The following is a 17,077-nucleotide window of genomic DNA, read 5'->3' as shown; positions in this document are numbered from 1 at the left end:
GTCGCATCCCGCGCTGGGCGGTCGGGCTCAGAGCGCCTTGCGCAGAACCGCCATGCGGAGGTCGTCGCGGAGCGGCACCCCGAAGCGCTCGTCGCCGTAGGGGAAGGGGACGAACCCGCCCGTGCGCACGAAGGCCCGACGCTCGTAGAAGGCGATGAGCTCGGCGCGCTGCTCGATGACCGTCATCTCGATCTCGGTCAGGTGCCACTCGTCGCGCGCGATGCGCTCGGCCTCGGCCAGCACCCGTGATCCCAGGCCGCCGCCCTGCCCGGGCGGCGTGACCGCGAACATGCCGAAGTAGCCGATGCCGTCCGGCCGGCGCACGACGTTGCAGCACGCCACGATCCGGTCGTCCTCGACGGCGACGATCACTCGGCCTTCCGGGTTCGCGAGGTCGACCGCGAGGATGTCGGCGTCGATACGCGGCCCCTCGAGCAGGTCGGCCTCGGTCGTCCAGCCGGCGCGGCTGGCGTCGCCCCGGTAGGCCGACGTGACGAGCTCGACGATCGCCGCGGAGTCGACGGGGGTCGCGGTACGGAAGAGGATCACGCCCCGACCCTACCGAGGGGATCACTCGACGCCGAGTTCAGCCCATGCACAGGTGAAACGGGAGAGTTACCATATCTGTCGTGCTCATCTGCCTGACGGCGTCTCATCAGAACGCCAGCTTCGACCTCCTCGAGAAGTTGAGCGTCGGCGCACCCCTGGCGGCGGGCACCCTGGTCGAATCGAGCGATTTCGTCTCGGGCGCCGTCGTGCTCGCGACGTGCAACCGCTTCGAGGCGTACCTCGACGTCGACGAGCCCCTCACCGCGGCGAGCGCCGTGGCCGTCGAGGCCACCATCCAGACGATGAGCGAGGCCTCGGGCGTCGACCCCGTCGCGCTCCGCACCAGCGTCGACGTCATCACCGGCGACGGGGTCGTCGAGCACCTCTTCGCCGTCAGCTCCGGCCTCGAGTCGGTCGTCGTCGGCGAAGACGAGATCTCCGGCCAGGTGCGCCGCGCGCTCGAGCGGGCCCGGCAGGACGGCACGACGTCGTCCGATCTGGAGCGACTCTTCCAGCAGGCCTCGCACACCTCGCGCGGCGTCAAGAACCGCACCAACGTGGGCGGCGCCGGCCGCTCGCTCGTCCGCCTGGCCCTCGAGCTCGCGTCGAGCCGGGTCACCGACTGGGCCCAGGCGCGCATCCTCCTCGTCGGCACCGGCCAGTACGCCGCGACAACCGTCGCCGCCCTGCGCGACCGCGGTGCCGGCGACATCGGCGTCTACTCCGCCTCCGGCCGCGCCCCGTGGTTCGCCGCGAAGCACGAGGTCGCGGCGCACGCCGACCTCGCCGAGGCGATCGCCTGGAGCGACATCCTCATCACCTGCACGTCGACGGCCACCCCGCTCGTCACGCCCGACGTCGTCGAGGCGGGCCCGCGCCGCCTCGTCATCGACCTCGGCCTTCCCCGCAACGTCGACCCGCTGGTCGCCCGAGTCGAGGGCGTCGAGATGCTCGACCTCGAGACCATCAGCCTCCACGCCCCGCTCGCCGAGCTGACCGCCGCCGACGATGCCCGCGCGCTCGTGTCCACGGCCGCCGCCGAGTTCCAGGCCGTGGCCGCCGAGCAGTCTCTGTCGCCCGCCGTGGTAGCCCTCCGCAAGCACGTCTTCGACCTCCTCGACGGCGAGATCGAGCGCGCTCGCTCGCGCGGCGATTCCAGCGAGCGCACCGAGCAGGCGCTGCGGCACCTCGCCGGAGTCCTGCTCCACACGCCGTCGGTCCGCGCTCGCGAGCTTGCCCGCGAGGGTCGCGGCGAGGAGTTCCGCGACGGACTCGAAGCGCTCTTCGGGCTGACGGAGACGCGGGCCGCGACGCTCTCGGCGCTGCCCCGCTCGGCTGGCGAGGCGGCGGCGGGCTGATCCTGCGACCGTAGCCGTCGGGCCCGGCCCGCACCGGACGCACCGGACGGCACGATCCCGCCGAGCCGGCACGGTCCCTCCCCAAAGGTGGAGGGCTCGAACCGAAACGGCGGGCACGACGCCCGACGGCAGGACTCAGTGCGTCGAGAGCGCCAGCACGTAGTCGGCCACGGTCGACTCGAAGTCGGCGGTGCGGCCGTCGATGAGGCTCGACACCAGCTCGCGCACCATCTCGCAGCGCACGTCGGCCTCGGCCGCAGGCTCGAAGCCGTGCACGCGCTGGGCCGACTGCGAGAACAGCACGGCGATGGGCATGATCAGCTCGTCGAGGAGATCGGGCGCCCACGCGCCGAGCAGCGCGCGGGCTACCTCGAGGAAGAGCGCGACGTCGCAGGGCGCCGTCAGCCCGAACAGCTCGACGACGGTGAACCGCCGCGCGTCGCCGTCGATGAGTCCGCGCTTCGCGTCACACCGAGGGCCGGCGGTCACCGCAGAGACCATGGCCCGAGCGAGCCGGTGCAGCATCACCTGAGTGGCCTCCGGGGTCCAGCAGACGATGCCGCCCGTCGTCGTCGCCCGACGCGAGACAAGCCCGAGGCACCAGGCCTCGTCGAGCGCGGCGCCGGCCTCGGCCAGCGACAGTCCGTGCTCATGGGCGAGCTGCTCGACGTGGACGCCGTCGCCGGGAAGGTGCCGCCCGGTGGCGATGTCGACGAGCAGGTAGTCGACGGGGTCGATGACGATGGCGGGCAGAAGGGCGGTAGCGGTGGCGGTGGTCCCTGCGGTCATGGGGGGTCCTGATCTCATCGGGGTGAACGGGTGATGAATGCAATATTTCACAGTTATATCCGCTCGTCAATAGCAGAGGGCGCAGGAACTCGGGAGAATGTCTCCCATGCACCCGATCGTCGTCTCCGCGCTGGCCCTCGTCCGCGAGCGGAGGCTGCTCATGGTCACCGCCCGGGGCCGCGACGTGCTCTACCTGCCGGGCGGCAAGGTCGAGCCGGGTGAGTCCGGCTCGGAGGCCGTCGTGCGCGAGTCGCTCGAAGAAGTGTCGCTGGCCCTCGATCCGGCATCGATCGTGGAGCTCTTCACCGTGAGCGAGCAGGCTCACGGCGAGCCCGACGGCCGCCTGGTCGAGATGACCCTCTTCACAGCCGACACGCCCGACGAGCCCGTCCCCTCAGCCGAGGTCGGCGCGATCACCTGGACCACGACGGCCGATGCCTGGCGGTGTCCGCCTGCAGGACGGGAGACGCTCCGGCGATTGTCATCCCTCGGACTGATCGACTGACCCGGTCTGCGTGGCACAGTGGAGCCATGCGCACCAGAACCACTCTCACCGTCCTCGCCCTCAGCGCCCTCACGGTCGCCGGTCTCGCCGGGTGCTCCTCGTCGAACGACGCCGCCGAGCCCACCGCGACCGAGACGGTGACGACGACGGCCGAGCCGACCACCCCGGCGACGACTCCGACGCCGAGCGAATCCGTCTCCGCCACGCCGACGAAGACGACGCCGGCGGGCGGCAGCGGCGGCGGCGGCACGACGGTCTCCTCGTGCACCTCGTCGAACCTCGCCGCGAGCATCGCCGAGGGCGACGGAGGCGCCGCCGGCACGATCGGGATCACCCTCGTGCTCACCAACAAGGGGTCGGCCTCGTGCACCCTGCAGGGCTGGCCCGGCGTCTCGCTCGTGGGCGGTGGCACCGGCACGCAGATCGGCGCCGCGGCGAAGTTCGATCGCACGACCCCCCACGGCACAGTCACTCTCGCGTCGGGCTCGACCGCGAAGGCCGACCTCCGCTACCTGCAGGCCGGCAACTTCGACAGGGCCAAGTGCAAGCCGACCGCGACCGACGGGTTCCGCGTCTACCCTCCCGGGCAGAAGGCCTCGGTCTTCGCCGCCTACAAGGGCGTGACCGGCTGCAAGTCGACGTCGGTGCAGCTGCTCACCGTCGGCGCGTTGCAGTAGCCCGCGGCGCACGCGTCGAGCACAGGCCAGCGGCACGCACCGGGCGCAGGCCAGCGGCACTCACCGGGCGCAGGAACTAGCTCACGTACTCGAGCAGATCCAGCCCGACGGTCCGGAGCACGTCGAGCACCCGCAGCCGCGTCGGCAGGTCGGCATCGTCGAACGCCACGGTGGCCGCGTACGAGACGCCCCGGCGGCGACCGCGCAGCGCCCCGGCTTCAGAGCGAACACCCTGGTCGGCCCCGGTGAGGTTCACGAGCTGGAGGCCGTGGTCGCGCGCCCGATGGGCGACGGGGTCGAGCCCGAAGGCGGCGGCGACCATGCTCAGGTCGCTGCCGGTGGAGAGCCAGCCCAGCACGCGGTTGCTGACGGCGGTGTCGACGCAGCGGCCGCCGACGAGGTCGCCGAAGAGGCCCTGCAGCTCGAGGGCTGATCCGATCGAGAACTGCGGTGCGTCGTCGGGCCCGCGGGTGGCCCGGGCGTAGTCGAGCAGCGCCGTGCGGTTGAGGCCGAGCTCTTCGGCGCGGGCATGGACGGCATCGAGGCCGACGAGCCGGATCAGGGCGTTCGTGGCGACAGGGTCGCGGAAGGCCCCCACGAGGGTCGCGGCATCGAGCACCCGAAGCGACGGCACCAGCATCGACGACCAGAGCCCGCCGACACGGGGGTCGTCGACGCGCGTCTCGCCCGCGCCGTCACCCGTGGCCGACTCGCGCGACACCTCGTCGACCGGCCCCAGACGACCGTCCGCAAGGCGCGCGGCGACCTCGACGAGCAGCAGCAGCCCGCCGACCTCGGCGGTCGGCAGGGCGATCTTCTCGTCGATCGCCAGCACGACCTCGCCGGTGTCGAGATCGGCGGCCGACGCCGACACCCGTGCCTCGGCGAAAGCCAGGGTGCCGAGCGCCGTGAAGCTGCGCTCGAACGGCTCGGCCGCCCGCTCGCCGCGGTGCCGGCCCGGATCGCGCGGCACGTCGCGCGACCGGCGGCCGCGTCGACTGTCGATACCGGGGTCAGCCATCGGAGCGGCTACCAGATCGTGACGCGCTCATCTTCCGGCAGCCAGAGCGCGTCGGCGTCGGACACCGCGAAGGCGACGTAGAACTCGTCGATGTTGCGGACGATCTGGTTGCACCGGAACTCGTTGGGCGAGTGCGGGTCGATCGACATGAGACGGATGGCCTCCTCGTCGCGGATCTTCATCTGCCAGGCCTGCGCCCAGCTCAGGAAGAAGCGCTGCGCGCCGGTCAGTCCGTCGATCACCGGCGGCTCCTGGCCGTCGAGCGAGATCAGGTACGCCTTCCACGCGATCGAGAGGCCGCCGAGGTCGCCGATGTTCTCGCCGATGGTGAGCGCGCCGTTGACATGGTGACCGGGGGTCTGCGCCGGCTCGAGCGCGTCGTACTGGGCGATGAGCGATGAGGTGAGCTTCTCGAACGCCTCGCGGTCGGCCGGGGTCCACCAGTCGGTGAGCTTGCCATCGCCGTCGTACTTCGAGCCCTGGTCGTCGAAGCCGTGGCCGATCTCGTGGCCGATCACCGCTCCGATCGCACCGTAGTTGGCGGCCGCGTCGCGGTTCTCGTCGAAGAACGGGAACTGCAGGATCGCCGCCGGGAACACGATCTCGTTGAAGCCCGGGTTGTAGTACGCGTTGATCGTCTGCGGGGTCATGAACCACTCGTCGCGGTCGATCGGCTTGCCGATCTTGCCGAGCTCGCGGTCGAAGCCGAAGACGGCGGTGGCGCGGATGTTGCCGACGAGGTCGGTCGCATCGATCTCGAGCTTCGAGTAGTCGCGCCACTTCACCGGGAAGCCGATCTTGGGCGTGAACTTGTCGAGCTTGTCGAGGGCGCGGGTGCGCGTCTCGTCGGTCATCCACGCGAGGCCCGTGATGCTCTGGCGGTAGGCCTCGACGAGGTTCGCGACCAGGACGTCCATCGCGACCTTCGCCTCGGGCTGGAAGTTCCGCTCGACGTAGATGCGGCCGACGGCCTCGCCCATGGCGCCCTCGACCAGCGAGACGCCGCGCTTCCAGCGGGCGCGCTGCACGGGGGTGCCGGTGAGGGTCTTGCCGTAGAACTCGAAGTTCGCCTTCACGAAGCCGCTCGAGAGGTACGCGGCGAACGAGCGGACGATCTGCCAGCGCAGCCAGTCGCGCCACGCGTCGAGCTGGTCGTCGACGAGCAGCGTGGCGAGGCCGGTGACGAACGAGGGCTGGCGCACGACGATCTCGTCGAAGACGCCGGCGGGAGCGCCGACCGCGTCGCGCCAGATCGAGAGGTCGACGCCCTCGGCGAGCGCCGCCGCATCGGACCACGGCAGGAGGTTGTAGGTCTTCTCGGACTCGCGGGTCGCCACGTTGTCCCAGTGGTGCGAGGCGATGGCGGTCTCGAGCGCGACGACGCGAGCGGCGCGCTCGGCCGCCTGGTCGAAGCCGGCGCGCTCGAGCTGCGAGGCGACGAACGCCTCGTAGGCGGTGCGGATCGCCGCGAACTTGTCGTCGCGGTAGTAGGACTCGTCGGGGAGGCCGAGGCCGGCCTGCTCGAGGAACACCATGTAGCGCTCCGGGTTGCCCGGGTCGTTGTCGACGAAGAGCTGCGCGAAGCCCGAGACGCCCTGCAGCTCGAACCGGCCGACGGCCTGCAGCAGCGCGGCGACGTCCGTCACGTCGTCGACGGTCGCCAGCAGCGGCTGGATCGGCGTCGCGCCGAGCTCTTCGGCGCGGTCTTCGTCGAGGAAGCTCGCGAACAGGTCGCCGACCTTGCGGGCCTCGCTGCCCGGCTCGGCCTCCTGCGACTCGTCGATGATGTCGCGCACGGCCTGCTCGGCGGCCTCGGCCAGCAGGTAGAACGAGCCCCAGCGAGCCTTGTCTTCGGGGATCTCGGTCTCGCGGATCCAGGTGCCGTTGACGTGGCGGAAGAGGTCGTCTTGGGGCCGGGTGGCGGGGTCGAGGGCGTCGGTGGCGATTCCGGACTTCGAGGAGACATCGGTCATGGGGGCAAGCCTAGGCGTGTGGTCCGACAGCCGCGATCGGCTCCCAGTACAGTCACTGCATGGCCCTCCCCTGGAAGCTCCACGCCGACGGCAAGGCGGTCGACCAGACCGCGATCGTGCTCCCGGAGGAGCGGCTGTCGTGGCCGCGCACGGTGGGGCTGGGCGCACAGCACGTGGTCGCCATGTTCGGCGCCACGTTCCTGGTTCCCATCATCACCGGCTTCCCGCCCACCACGACGCTCCTCTTCTCGGGCATCGGCACCTTGCTCTTCCTGGTCATCACGAAGAACCGCCTGCCCAGCTACCTCGGCTCGTCGTTCGCCTTCATCGCCCCGATCGGCGCCGCCACCAAGATCGGCGGGATCCCGCTCGCGCTCAGCGGCATCATCGTCGTCGGCGCGCTGCTGGCGATCGTCGGCCTCATCGTCCACGTGCTCGGCACGAAGTGGATCGACGCGCTGCTGCCGCCCGTCGTGTCGGGCTCGATCGTCGCCCTCATCGGCTTCAACCTGGCCCCGACGGCGGGGGCGAACTTCCAGAAGGCGCCGGTGATCGCCGTCATCACCCTGGCCGCGGTCGTCCTCGCGGCGGTCGTGTTCCGCGGCATCCTCGGGCGGCTCTCGATCGTCGTCGGCGTCGTCGTGGGCTATGTCGCCGCCGTCATCAGCGGGGCCGTCGACTTCAGCAAGGTCGACGACGCGGCGTGGCTCGGCCTCCCCCAGTTCACGGTGCCGTCGTTCGAGGCGACGCACATCGCCGTCTACGTGGGCTTCCTGCCGGTCGTGCTCGCCCTCGTCGCCGAGAACGTCGGCCATGTGAAGGGGGTCGGCCAGCTCACCGGCCGCAACCTCGACGACCTCACCGGCCGAGCGCTCTTCGCCGACGGCCTCAGCACCGTGATCGCCGGCATCGGCGGTGGCTCGGCGACCACGACCTACGGCGAGAACATCGGCGTCATGAGCGCGACGCGCGTGTTCTCGACCGCGGCGTACTGGGTCGCCGGCGTCATCGCGATCCTGCTCGGGCTCTCGCCCAAGATCGGCGCCGTCATCGCGACCGTGCCCCCGGGCGTCATCGGCGGCGTGACCGTGGCGCTCTACGGTCTGATCGGGATCATCGGAATCCGCATCTGGGTCGAGAACGGGGTCGACTTCTCGAAGCCGAAGAACCAGCTCACCGCCGGGATCGCACTCGTCGCCGGCATCGCGAACCTGACCTTCACGGCCGGCGGCGCGGTCTTCGAGGGCATCATCATCGGCACCGTCGCCGCCGTCGTCGTCTACCACCTGATGAGCGCTATCGGGCGGGCGCGCGGCACCGAGTGACCGCACCCGCGCGGGCGCTCGATCGCGAGATCGCCCGGCTGGCCGTCCCGGCGCTGGGTGCCCTGATCGCCGAGCCGCTCTTCCTGCTGACCGACACGGCCCTCGTCGGCCACCTCGGGGCGGCGCCGCTGGCCGGCCTCGGCATCGCCGGCGTGATCCTCCAGACGGCGGTGGGGCTGCTGATCTTCCTCGCCTACGCGACGACTCCGACCGTGGCCAGGCGGCTCGGCGCGGGCGATCGCACCGGGGCGCTCCGGGCCGGCATCGACGGGCTGTGGTTCGCGCTGCTGATCGGCGTCGTCCTGCTCGTGGTGGGTGCTCTGGGAGCAGGAACCCTGGTGCTCGCGTTCCAGACCGGGCCCGCCGTCTCCGAGCAGGCCACGACGTACCTCGTCATCTCGATGCTCGGCCTCCCGGCGATGCTGTTCGTCATCGCGGCGACGGGGCTCCTGCGCGGACTCCAGGACACCCGCACGCCGCTCGTCGTCGCGACGGTGGGATTCGCCGCCAACGCGGGCCTCAACGCCCTGTTCATCTACGGCTTCCACTGGGGCATCGCCGGGTCGGCGGCGGGCACCGTCGTCGCGCAGTGGGGCATGGCGGCGGTCTACGCGGTCATCGCCGTCCGGGCGGCCCGCGCCGTCGGGGCCCCGCTGCGACCGGGACTCGGAGGCGTGGGCAGGACGGCCTCCGCCGGCGGCTGGCTGCTGATCAGGAGCGCGGCCCTTCGGCTGGCCATGCTCGCCACGGTCTGGGCGGCCGGGATGCTCGGCGTGCCGGGGCTCGCCGCCGTGCAGGTCGCCCTGACCCTCTTCTCGACGCTGGCGTTCGCGCTGGATGCCCTCGCGATCGCCGGCCAGGCGATGGTCGGGCACGCGCTCGGGGCCGGCGATGCGGCGCGGGTGCGCGCCGTCACGCGGAGACTGCTGACGTGGGGCGTCGCGGGCGGAGCCGTGCTCGGGCTGCTGCTCGCCAGCGCGGCGGGGGTGCTGCCCGGCGTCTTCACGGGCGACGGGGCCGTGCGGGCGATGCTCCCCGGGATCCTGCGCGCCATGGCCGTCGGGGTGCCGCTCGCCGGCCTGGTCTTCGTGCTCGACGGGGTCCTGCTCGGCGCCGGCGACGCCCGCTACCTCGCCTGGACCGGCCTCGTCGACGTGGCCGTGTACCTCCCGCTGCTGTGGTGGGCGGTCGCGGGCGACGGCGGGCCGGTCGCGCTCTGGCTGGCCTTCGGCATCGGCTACATCGGGGCTCGAGCCGTCACGCTCGGCGTCCGCGCCGCCGGCTCGCGCTGGATCGTCACCGGCGCCTAGCGCGGCGGGGCCGTCGTCGCCCCGCGCCGGAACGCCGACGTGAACGAGACCGAGCGGCCCTCGCGGCCGGCGAGCAGCTCGAGGATGCCGCGCCCCGCCGCCTGCCCTTTCGCGAACCCCGGCTGCACCATGGTCGTCAGCTCGGCGGCGACCGGGTCGTCGATCCGCACGCCGTCGAACCCGACGACGCTGAGGTCGCCGGGCACGGCCAGGCCGAGCTCGGCCGCGGCCCGGATGACCCCGACGGCGAGGAGGTCGCTCTGCGCGATGACGGCGGTCGGCCGCGTCTCGGGATCGCCGAGCAGCGCCAGCCCGGCGATGCGCCCCTCGTCGACCGTGCTTCCGAGCGTGGTGAGCCCGCCGGCCGCGGGGAAGACCTCGCGGGCGCCGTGGACGCGCTCGAGGGCAGTGTGCGACGTGGCTCGGGCGAGGAGTTTCTGCGTCACTCTGCTTCTGCGGCGGTCGCGGTCGAGCTCGAGGGTGACCAGAGCGACGTCGGAGTGGCCCAGGCCCTGGAGGTGCTCGGCGAGCGAGCGCGTGGCCTCGCGGTTGTCGAGGCCGATGTCGAGCACCCCGGGGATCGGGCGGCCCTCGATGGCGACCACCGGGATACCGCGACGCAGCAGGATCGCGACCTTCTCGTCGACGACCGGGCTGCACCCGAACAGCACGGCCGCGTCGACCGGTGCGTCGACGAGGGTGGACCGACCGGCGGCGGTCTCGGTGAGCAGCAGCAGCGAGTTGCCCGCCGGGCCTGTCAGGTCGGCGATCCCGTCGAGCATCGCGAGGTTCATCGGGTCGCGGAAGGCGTCGCGCAGGGACTCCTCGAGCACCACGCCGACGATGCCCGACCGTCCGCGCCGCAGCGACCGTGCGCGCGGGTCGGGACCGGCGTAGCCGAGCGTCCGTGCCGCGTCGAGCACCTTCTCGCGCGTGGACGCCGACACGGGGCCGGAGTCGTTGAGGGCCAGGGAGGCTGTCGACGCCGAGACACCGGCCAGCTTCGCCACGGAGGCGAGGGTGGGCCGGGTCGCGATGCTCATGCTCCAGAACTGTAGTCGCACTCGAATCGATTCGACGAAGGTCTTGTCGGAGTCGCCCGGGGCTTGATAGCGTGTGGTCGATCCCGCGGGTCGAATCGATTCGAGTCGCGCCACCCGCACGCACGAACCGAAGAGAACCGATGGCGACCCCCTCCTCCCTCGACACCCGCACCTACGACGGCGGCCTGACCCGGCGCGACGTGGTCCGCTGGCGCAATGCCCTCTTCGTGATCTTCGCCCTGTCGGGCCTGGCCATCGCGACCTGGCTCGGCCGTGTGCCGTCGATCCGCGACCTGCTGCACGCCAGCACCCTGCAGATGGGGTTCCTCGCGTTCGGCATCAGCGTCGGAGCCATCGTCGGCGTCATCTCGTCGAGCCACATCATCGCCTCGTTCGGTGCGAAGAAGACCGCAACCGGCGCGCTCCTCGTCGTCGCCGTCGGCCTGATCGTGGCCGGCATCAGCGCCACCCTCGGCGCCGGGTTCTGGGCGATCCTCGTCGGCATGGCGATCGTCGGCTTCGGCAACGGCACGCTCGACGTCGCGATGAACGTCTCGGCCGCGGCCTGCGAGCGCGTTCTCGGCAAGACCGTGATGCCGCTCTTCCACGCCTCGTTCAGCCTCGGCACGATGGTCGGGGCTCTGCTCGGCGCCGGTGCGGAGCGGCTGTCGCTGCCCGTCGCCGTCCACGTCTCGACGGTCGCCGTCGTGATCGCCGTCGCCGGAGTCGTCTTCGTGCGCCGCTTCCAGTTCGAGGAGCTCGGGCACGCCGCCCAGACCGACGCCGCCGGCGCGGCCGAGAGCTCGTGGCGCGGCCGCCTGGCCATCTGGGCCACACCCGGCACGATCCTGATCGGCCTCATCGTGCTCGGCATGTCGACCGCCGAGGGCTCGGCGAACGACTGGCTGGCCCTCGCGATGGTCGACGGCCATGGCGTGAGCAACGCCGCCGGATCGAGCATCCTCCTCGTCTTCCTGACCGCGATGACCGTGGCACGCGTCGCCGGCTCGCCGCTCATCGACCGGTACGGCCGCGTGCTGATGCTGCGCCTCTCGGCCGTATCGGCGATCGTGGGCCTGCTGCTCGTGATCCTGTCGCCGGTCGTGTGGCTGGCCGTGATCGGCGTCGTGTTCTGGGGCTTCGGGGCCGCTCTCGGCTTCCCGGTCGGCCTCTCGGCCGCCGCCGACGACTCCCGCAACGCGGCGGCCCGCGTGAGCGCCGTCGCCACGATCGGCTACGTCGCCTTCCTGGCCCTGCCGCCGGTGATCGGCGTGCTCGGCGAGCGCTTCGGGCTGCTGCACTCGCTGTTCGTGGTGTTCGCGCTGATCGTCGTCGCCGGGCTCGTATCGGGTGCCGCGCGCGAGCCGTCGCGGCGCCGCCCCGTCGAGAGCTAGCCGCCCCGGCCGCGCGTTAGGCTCGTCGTCGTGCGTCTCGTCATTGCCCGCTGCTCCGTCGACTACGCGGGGCGCCTCTCGGCCCACCTCCCGCTCGCCACCCGCCTCCTGATGGTGAAGAGCGACGGAAGCCTGCTGGTCCACTCCGACGGCGGCAGCTACAAGCCGCTCAACTGGATGAGCCCGCCGTGCAGCATCACGACGGAGGAGCCCGACGACGACCAGCGCGAAGCCGGGATCGTCGAGCTCTGGAAGGTCACGCAGGGCAAGACCAACGACGTGCTCCTGGTGTCGATCCACGAGTTCCTGCACGATTCGGCTCATGAGCTCGGCATCGATCCCGGCCTGGTCAAGGACGGCGTCGAGGCGCACCTGCAGAAGCTGATGGCCGAGCAGATCGAGGTGCTGGGCGACGGTCACACCCTGGTGCGCCGCGAGTACATGACCGCGATCGGGCCGGTCGACATCCTGGCGCGCGACGCGAAGGGCGGCGCCGTCGCCGTCGAGATCAAGCGGCGCGGGGACATCGACGGTGTCGAGCAGCTCACCCGGTACCTCGAGCTGATGAACCGCGACCCGCACCTGAAGCCGGTGCAGGGCGTGTTCGCCGCTCAGGAGATCAAGCCGCAGGCCCGCACGCTCGCCGAAGACCGGGGCATCCGCTGCGTCGTGCTCGACTACGACGAGATGCGCGGCATGGACGACGGACACTCGCGCCTGTTCTGACGACCGGCTTCTGAAATACAGTATTGACTTCGCGGAGAGACCTCGTAGGATGTGAAATACACAATCCGAAAGGCTCTCTCATGTCCACCCCGCTCTTCGACCAGCTGGTCTCGACCGCCTCCCCGCTCTCCCGCCACGTCGTCGCCCCGATCGCGACCCGCCGCCGCCGGCCCGCCGCACCCGTCCTCTCCGAGACCGAACCGCTCACGGTCGACGAGCTGACCACCGCCGAGCGTGAGATCGTCGCAGAGATGGGCGGCTCCGTCGCGCGACTGATCCTCCGCATGCTCGACGACGACACGACGTCGAAGCGTCGCTGGCCCTTCCACGAGGTCCGCTGATCCGCTCCCCTGCCAGACCGTAGGCTGGAGGGGATGAGCGACTTCCCCTACTCGGCCGTGCTGTTCGACCTCGACGGCACCATCGCCGACTCCGCACCCGGCATCACGAAGACCCTGGCCAGCACCCTCGCACAGCTCGGCGAGGCCGTGCCGACACCGGCGGAGCTCCTCGAATGGGTAGGCCCGCCGCTTCCCGAGAGCTTCACCAGGCACCTCGGCATCACGGGTGACGAGCTCGACCACGCCATGGCCCTGTACCGCGGCGAGTACCTGGCCGGCGGGGCGCTCGACAGCGTGATCTTCGCGGGAATGGAAGACCTGCTCCGCCGTGTCCACGAGGCCGGGATCCCCATCTCGACGGCGACCTCGAAGCCCGAGACGCCGGCCACCATGATGCTGAACCACTTCGGCCTCAGCCGCTACCTCGACGTCATCACGGGCGCCAGCGACGACGAGAAGCGCGGCGCCAAGGCCGACGTCGTCGAAGAGGCGCTCGCCCGCCTTCGCGCCCTCGGTGTCGACGTCTCGCGTCCCGTCCTGATCGGCGACCGCCACCACGACGTCGACGGTGCCGCGGCCCACGGCGTGCCCACGATCTTCGTCACCTGGGGCTACGGCTCCCCCGCCGAGCAGGTCGGCGCGGTCGCCGTCGTCGACACGGCCGACGAGCTCGCGGAGCTGCTCGGGCTCCCCGCTTCCGGTGACGCGGACGCCGTTCCGACCGGCACCGTTCCGACCGGCAGTGTTCTGACCGGCACCGACGACACCGATGCCGAAGGGGTCGCCCCCACCGCGAACCCGGCATGAGCGCGGCCGATTCGACTGGCGGCGGCCGCACAGGCGACGCCGTCCGTCGCGCCGCGAAGTCGCCGGCCGCCTGGCTGCTGACCCTCGCGATCGTCTTGATCGCTCTCAACCTGCGCGGCCCCATCGTCGCCACGGCGCCCGTGCTCGACGACATCAAGTCCGACCTCGCGCTCGGGGCCCTCGTCGCGGGCCTGCTGACGAGCATCCCCGTGCTCTGCTTCGCCGTCGCCAGCCCGCTCGCGTCGGCGGTCATCGGCCGTCTGGGCGCCGAGCGCGCCGTCACGGTCGGCCTGCTGGGGATCGTCGTCGGCACCATCCTCCGCTCGCTCGGCACCCAGACCTGGCTCATCGTCGGAACCATCGTGATCGGCGTCTCGATCACCGTCGGCAACGTCGTGCTCCCGGTCATCATCCGCCGCGACTTCTCGCCTGAGCGCGCCGGCTTCATCACCGGCGTCTACACGTCGGCTCTCAACATCGGCTCGATGATCACGTCGCTCGGCACCGCGCCGCTGGCGGCGTCCACCGGCTGGCCCCTCGCCCTCGTGGTCTGGGGATCGTTCGCGATCATCGCCGGCGCCGTCTGGATCGTCGCCATCGGATTCCGCTCGGCCCTCCGCGGCACCGGCGAGAACCGGGCGCAGGAACTCCTGACGGGCCCGGTCGAAGTCATCACCGCGAGCATCCCGGTGGTCAGCGCCGGCCCCCGGCCGCCGACGACCTCGCTCTTCAGGCGCTGGTCGACCTGGGGCCTCACCCTCGCCTTCGCCGGCCAGGCGTTCGGCTACTACGGCCTCACCGCCTGGATCCCCACCCTGCTGCACGACGAGGTCGGCCTCTCGCGGGCCGGGGCCGGCGCGAGCTCGTCGATCTTCCAGATCCTCGCCGTCGTCGGGGCGCTCGGCGTGCCCCTGCTGTCGCTCCGCTGGCGGCCCGTGTACATCATCGGGCTGGTCGCGACCCTCTGGCTGTTCATGCCGCTCGGGCTGCTCTTCGCCCCGCAGCTCTGGTTCGTCTGGTCGCTGTTCGGCGGCGTCGCCCAGGGCGGCGGCATCACCATCGTCTTCATCATCATCGTGCGGATGGTCACGAGCGACGTCGAGGCCCGGCGGCTGTCCGCGCTCGTGCAGGGCGGCGGCTACGCGCTCGCGTCGCTCGGCCCGCTCGTGGTGGGCGGCGTGCACGACGCGACCCGCTCGTGGGCTGCGCCGATGATCGTCGTGTTCGTCTCGGTGCTGGTCCTCGGCGTGAGCGGGGTGCTCTCGGCGCGGAAGGTGCGGTAGACCCGCGTTCCTGCGACCCGCGTTCCTGCGCCCCGCGTTCCTGCGCTCGCGCTTGTGCCCGCCGTTTCGGCTCGATCCCTCCTGCGCGCAGACGGGGTCGTGCCGATTCGGCGGGGCTGACTGGCGTCAGAGGCGCAGGAACTGCCCGAGCGACAGCGGGGCACGACCGGTGACGCGCTCGACGTCGCCCGACACGGCCTCCAGCTCGCCCGACGCGATGGAGGTGTAGGTCGACACCCACGCGTCGGCCTGCCACGGCTCGGGGTTCCACTGCTGGCGCGACTCGTACGCCTCGTCGAGGGTCTCGTCGTGGAATGTCACGGTGCGGCCGGTGGCGCTCGAGAGCACCGCGGCGGCCTCGGCGAGCGAGAACGCCTCGGGGCCGGTGAGCTCGTAGGTGGCTCGGGCGTGGGCGGCCGGTTCGCGCAGGACGGCCGTCGCGACCGCAGCGACGTCGGCCCGGGCGACCGCCGACATGCGGCCCTCGCCGGCCGGCCCGCGGATGACTCCGTCGTCTCCGACGAGCTCGGGCACGAAGTCGAGGTAGAAGCTGTCGCGGAGGATCGTGAACGCCGCCCCCGACTCGCGGATGCGCTGCTCGGTCGCCCAGTGGTCGCGCGCCAGCGTGAAGACGGCGTCTTCGGCGGCTCCGACGAAGGACGTGTAGACGATGTGGCCGACGCCGGCCTCGACGGCGGAGTCGACGAAGTCGAGGTGCTGCGCCAGCCGGTCGGGGGCCTCCGCTGCGGACACCATGAGCAGCACGTCGATGCCCTGCAGAGCTGCGACCGAGGCGGCGTGGTCGCCGTACGTCGCGACGGCGATCGACGCGGCGGGCAGTTCGGGGGCGCGCGACGGCGTCCGGACGATCAGGCGCTGGGCGAGCCCGGTCTCCGCGAGCGCTCGAGCGACGGCGCCGCCGATGTTGCCGGTGGAGCCGGTGATGGCGAGGGTCGGTGTCATGACGTCAGTCAAGCACTCGATCCGCGCCGCCACAGCACCGGACCCTACGCCGGGACGTTCTCGGCGACCCACTTCCAGCTGACGTCGGCGGAGGCGCTCGGGTCCATGCTCGCGCGGTCGACCTCGACGATCACCCAGCCGTCGAAGTCGGCGGGGAGGGCCGCGAGAGAACCGACGATGTCGAGGGTGCCGAGGCCCGGCTCGAGGAAGATGCCCGAGTCGGTCGCCTTCCGGTAGGAGGTCGGCGTCTCGCGGCTGGCATCGGCGATGGCCATGTCGAGGTCCTTGATGTGGAGGTCGACGACGCGGTCGCTGTGGCGCATGATCATCTCGACCGGGTCGATGCCGGCCCAGGCGAGGTGGCCGATGTCGAACGAGGCGCCGAGCAGGTCGGCCGGAATCGCCGCGAGGGTCTGCTCGATCTCGTCCTCGGTCTCGATCCAGGTTCCGACGTGGTTGTGCAGTCCGGCGCGCACGCCCTCCGCCTGCAGGATCGACGCCGCCTCGCCGACGAACTCGATCTGCTCGTCGAGGCGCCCCTGATCGAACCCGGCGCCGACTCCGACGGCGTCGAGGGTGCGGACGAAGCCGGGCTCCCACGAGACCTCGGGCGCGATGAACACCGTCTCCAGGCCGACCGTGTTCGACTCCTCGGCGCGGCGGCGGACGAGGTCGAACCACCGGATCCGCTCGCCGGTTCCCTTGGCCAGGGTCACGCCGTGGTCGCGCGGGATGGGGACCCCGACGTAGCCGGGTGCCAGCTCGAGGCCGGAGTCGGCGATCATGCGGCCGAAGTCCTGCAGCGTCTGGGTTGCGAGGATCTCCATCATCACGGCCGAGAAGCCCGACCGGCGGATCTCGGCCAGGACGCCGGGGTAGTCGGCGCGGAACGTCGGGTCGGCGTAGCGCCAGAGGTCTTCGCTGTCGGGGTTCGTCGGGTCGGCCTTGATGTTGATCCACTGGATCGCGTTGAGCGCGATGCGGTTCTGGCGGACGGGGATGGCGGTCATGCG

17 protein-coding genes are annotated in these 17,077 nt (G+C 71.6%); 10 read left to right on the top strand and 7 right to left on the bottom strand.

Annotation, left to right across the window (positions count from 1 at the left end):
• Nucleotides 1–27: 27 nt before the first annotated feature.
• Nucleotides 28–549: a GNAT family N-acetyltransferase gene (locus tag AC07TY_RS12370; protein ID WP_494785550.1), complete on the bottom strand. Its 522-nt coding sequence runs from the start codon at nt 547–549 to the stop codon at nt 28–30.
• A gap of 80 nt (nt 550–629) precedes the next feature.
• Here AC07TY_RS12370 and AC07TY_RS12365 point away from each other — a divergent pair, with 80 nt between their 5' ends.
• Nucleotides 630–1,907, top strand: a complete 1,278-nt coding sequence (locus AC07TY_RS12365; protein ID WP_488625244.1) for a glutamyl-tRNA reductase — start codon at nt 630–632, stop codon at nt 1,905–1,907.
• Nucleotides 1,908–2,042: 135 nt separating this feature from the next.
• Here AC07TY_RS12365 and AC07TY_RS12360 read toward each other — a convergent pair whose 3' ends face one another.
• Nucleotides 2,043–2,696: a hypothetical protein gene (locus AC07TY_RS12360; RefSeq protein WP_494785549.1), complete on the bottom strand. Its 654-nt coding sequence runs from the start codon at nt 2,694–2,696 to the stop codon at nt 2,043–2,045.
• A 106-nt stretch (nt 2,697–2,802) separates the two neighbouring features.
• Here AC07TY_RS12360 and AC07TY_RS12355 point away from each other — a divergent pair, with 106 nt between their 5' ends.
• Complete coding sequence (locus AC07TY_RS12355) at nt 2,803–3,201, top strand: NUDIX hydrolase (protein WP_494785548.1); 399 nt, start codon at nt 2,803–2,805, stop codon at nt 3,199–3,201.
• A 26-nt stretch (nt 3,202–3,227) separates the two neighbouring features.
• Complete coding sequence (locus AC07TY_RS12350) at nt 3,228–3,878, top strand: DUF4232 domain-containing protein (protein ID WP_494785547.1); 651 nt, start codon at nt 3,228–3,230, stop codon at nt 3,876–3,878.
• 76 nt (nt 3,879–3,954) lie between these two features.
• On the opposite strand, the gene AC07TY_RS12345 is transcribed toward AC07TY_RS12350, so the two are convergent.
• Both AC07TY_RS12345 and AC07TY_RS12340 read right to left on the bottom strand, forming a co-directional pair.
• Entirely contained in the window at nt 3,955–4,899 is a 945-nt protein-coding gene (locus AC07TY_RS12345) for a serine hydrolase (protein ID WP_488625241.1), read from the bottom strand.
• A gap of 8 nt (nt 4,900–4,907) precedes the next feature.
• The gene (locus AC07TY_RS12340) at nt 4,908–6,872 is read right to left on the bottom strand and encodes a M13 family metallopeptidase (RefSeq protein ID WP_494785546.1); all 1,965 of its coding nucleotides are present in this window, start codon (nt 6,870–6,872) and stop codon (nt 4,908–4,910) included.
• 59 nt (nt 6,873–6,931) lie between these two features.
• Between AC07TY_RS12340 and AC07TY_RS12335 the strand changes: the two genes are divergently transcribed.
• A complete protein-coding gene (locus AC07TY_RS12335) occupies nt 6,932–8,197 on the top strand; it encodes a uracil-xanthine permease family protein (protein ID WP_494785545.1) in 1,266 nt (421 codons plus the stop codon).
• The gene (locus tag AC07TY_RS12330) at nt 8,194–9,507 is read left to right on the top strand and encodes an MATE family efflux transporter (protein WP_494785544.1); all 1,314 of its coding nucleotides are present in this window, start codon (nt 8,194–8,196) and stop codon (nt 9,505–9,507) included. The genes AC07TY_RS12335 and AC07TY_RS12330 overlap by 4 nt, the downstream gene beginning before the upstream one ends.
• On the opposite strand, the gene AC07TY_RS12325 is transcribed toward AC07TY_RS12330, so the two are convergent.
• Nucleotides 9,504–10,550, bottom strand: coding sequence for a LacI family DNA-binding transcriptional regulator (locus AC07TY_RS12325; protein WP_494785543.1), 1,047 nt, complete (start codon nt 10,548–10,550; stop codon nt 9,504–9,506). The two genes, AC07TY_RS12330 and AC07TY_RS12325, sit on opposite strands and share 4 nt — an antisense overlap.
• Before the next feature lie 140 nt (nt 10,551–10,690).
• Between AC07TY_RS12325 and AC07TY_RS12320 the strand changes: the two genes are divergently transcribed.
• From AC07TY_RS12320 to AC07TY_RS12300, 5 genes are all read left to right on the top strand, one after another.
• A complete protein-coding gene (locus AC07TY_RS12320; RefSeq protein WP_494785542.1) occupies nt 10,691–11,944 on the top strand; it encodes an MFS transporter in 1,254 nt (417 codons plus the stop codon).
• Nucleotides 11,945–11,974: 30 nt separating this feature from the next.
• On the top strand, nt 11,975–12,670 hold the full coding sequence (gene nucS / locus AC07TY_RS12315; protein WP_123506715.1) for an endonuclease NucS: 696 nt from the start codon (nt 11,975–11,977) through the stop codon (nt 12,668–12,670).
• Between the two features lie 80 nt (nt 12,671–12,750).
• Complete coding sequence (locus AC07TY_RS12310) at nt 12,751–13,011, top strand: hypothetical protein (RefSeq protein ID WP_488625236.1); 261 nt, start codon at nt 12,751–12,753, stop codon at nt 13,009–13,011.
• Nucleotides 13,012–13,044: 33 nt separating this feature from the next.
• On the top strand, nt 13,045–13,818 hold the full coding sequence (locus AC07TY_RS12305; protein ID WP_494785541.1) for an HAD hydrolase-like protein: 774 nt from the start codon (nt 13,045–13,047) through the stop codon (nt 13,816–13,818).
• On the top strand, nt 13,815–15,101 hold the full coding sequence (locus tag AC07TY_RS12300; RefSeq protein ID WP_494785540.1) for an MFS transporter: 1,287 nt from the start codon (nt 13,815–13,817) through the stop codon (nt 15,099–15,101). Before AC07TY_RS12305 ends, AC07TY_RS12300 begins: the two co-directional genes overlap by 4 nt.
• Before the next feature lie 126 nt (nt 15,102–15,227).
• Here AC07TY_RS12300 and AC07TY_RS12295 read toward each other — a convergent pair whose 3' ends face one another.
• Together AC07TY_RS12295 and AC07TY_RS12290 are read right to left on the bottom strand one after the other, a co-directional pair.
• Nucleotides 15,228–16,064 (bottom strand): SDR family oxidoreductase, encoded by an 837-nt coding sequence (locus tag AC07TY_RS12295; protein WP_494785539.1) that lies wholly within the window; start codon nt 16,062–16,064, stop codon nt 15,228–15,230.
• A 44-nt stretch (nt 16,065–16,108) separates the two neighbouring features.
• Nucleotides 16,109–17,074 (bottom strand): sugar phosphate isomerase/epimerase family protein, encoded by a 966-nt coding sequence (locus AC07TY_RS12290; protein WP_494785538.1) that lies wholly within the window; start codon nt 17,072–17,074, stop codon nt 16,109–16,111.
• Between the last annotated feature and the right edge of the window lie 3 nt (nt 17,075–17,077).

The organism is Frondihabitans sp. GW821-FHT04F02 (assembly GCF_059420045.1).
Note: the sequence above shows the minus strand (reverse complement) of the source record. Positions and strands in the feature narration are given on the sequence as shown.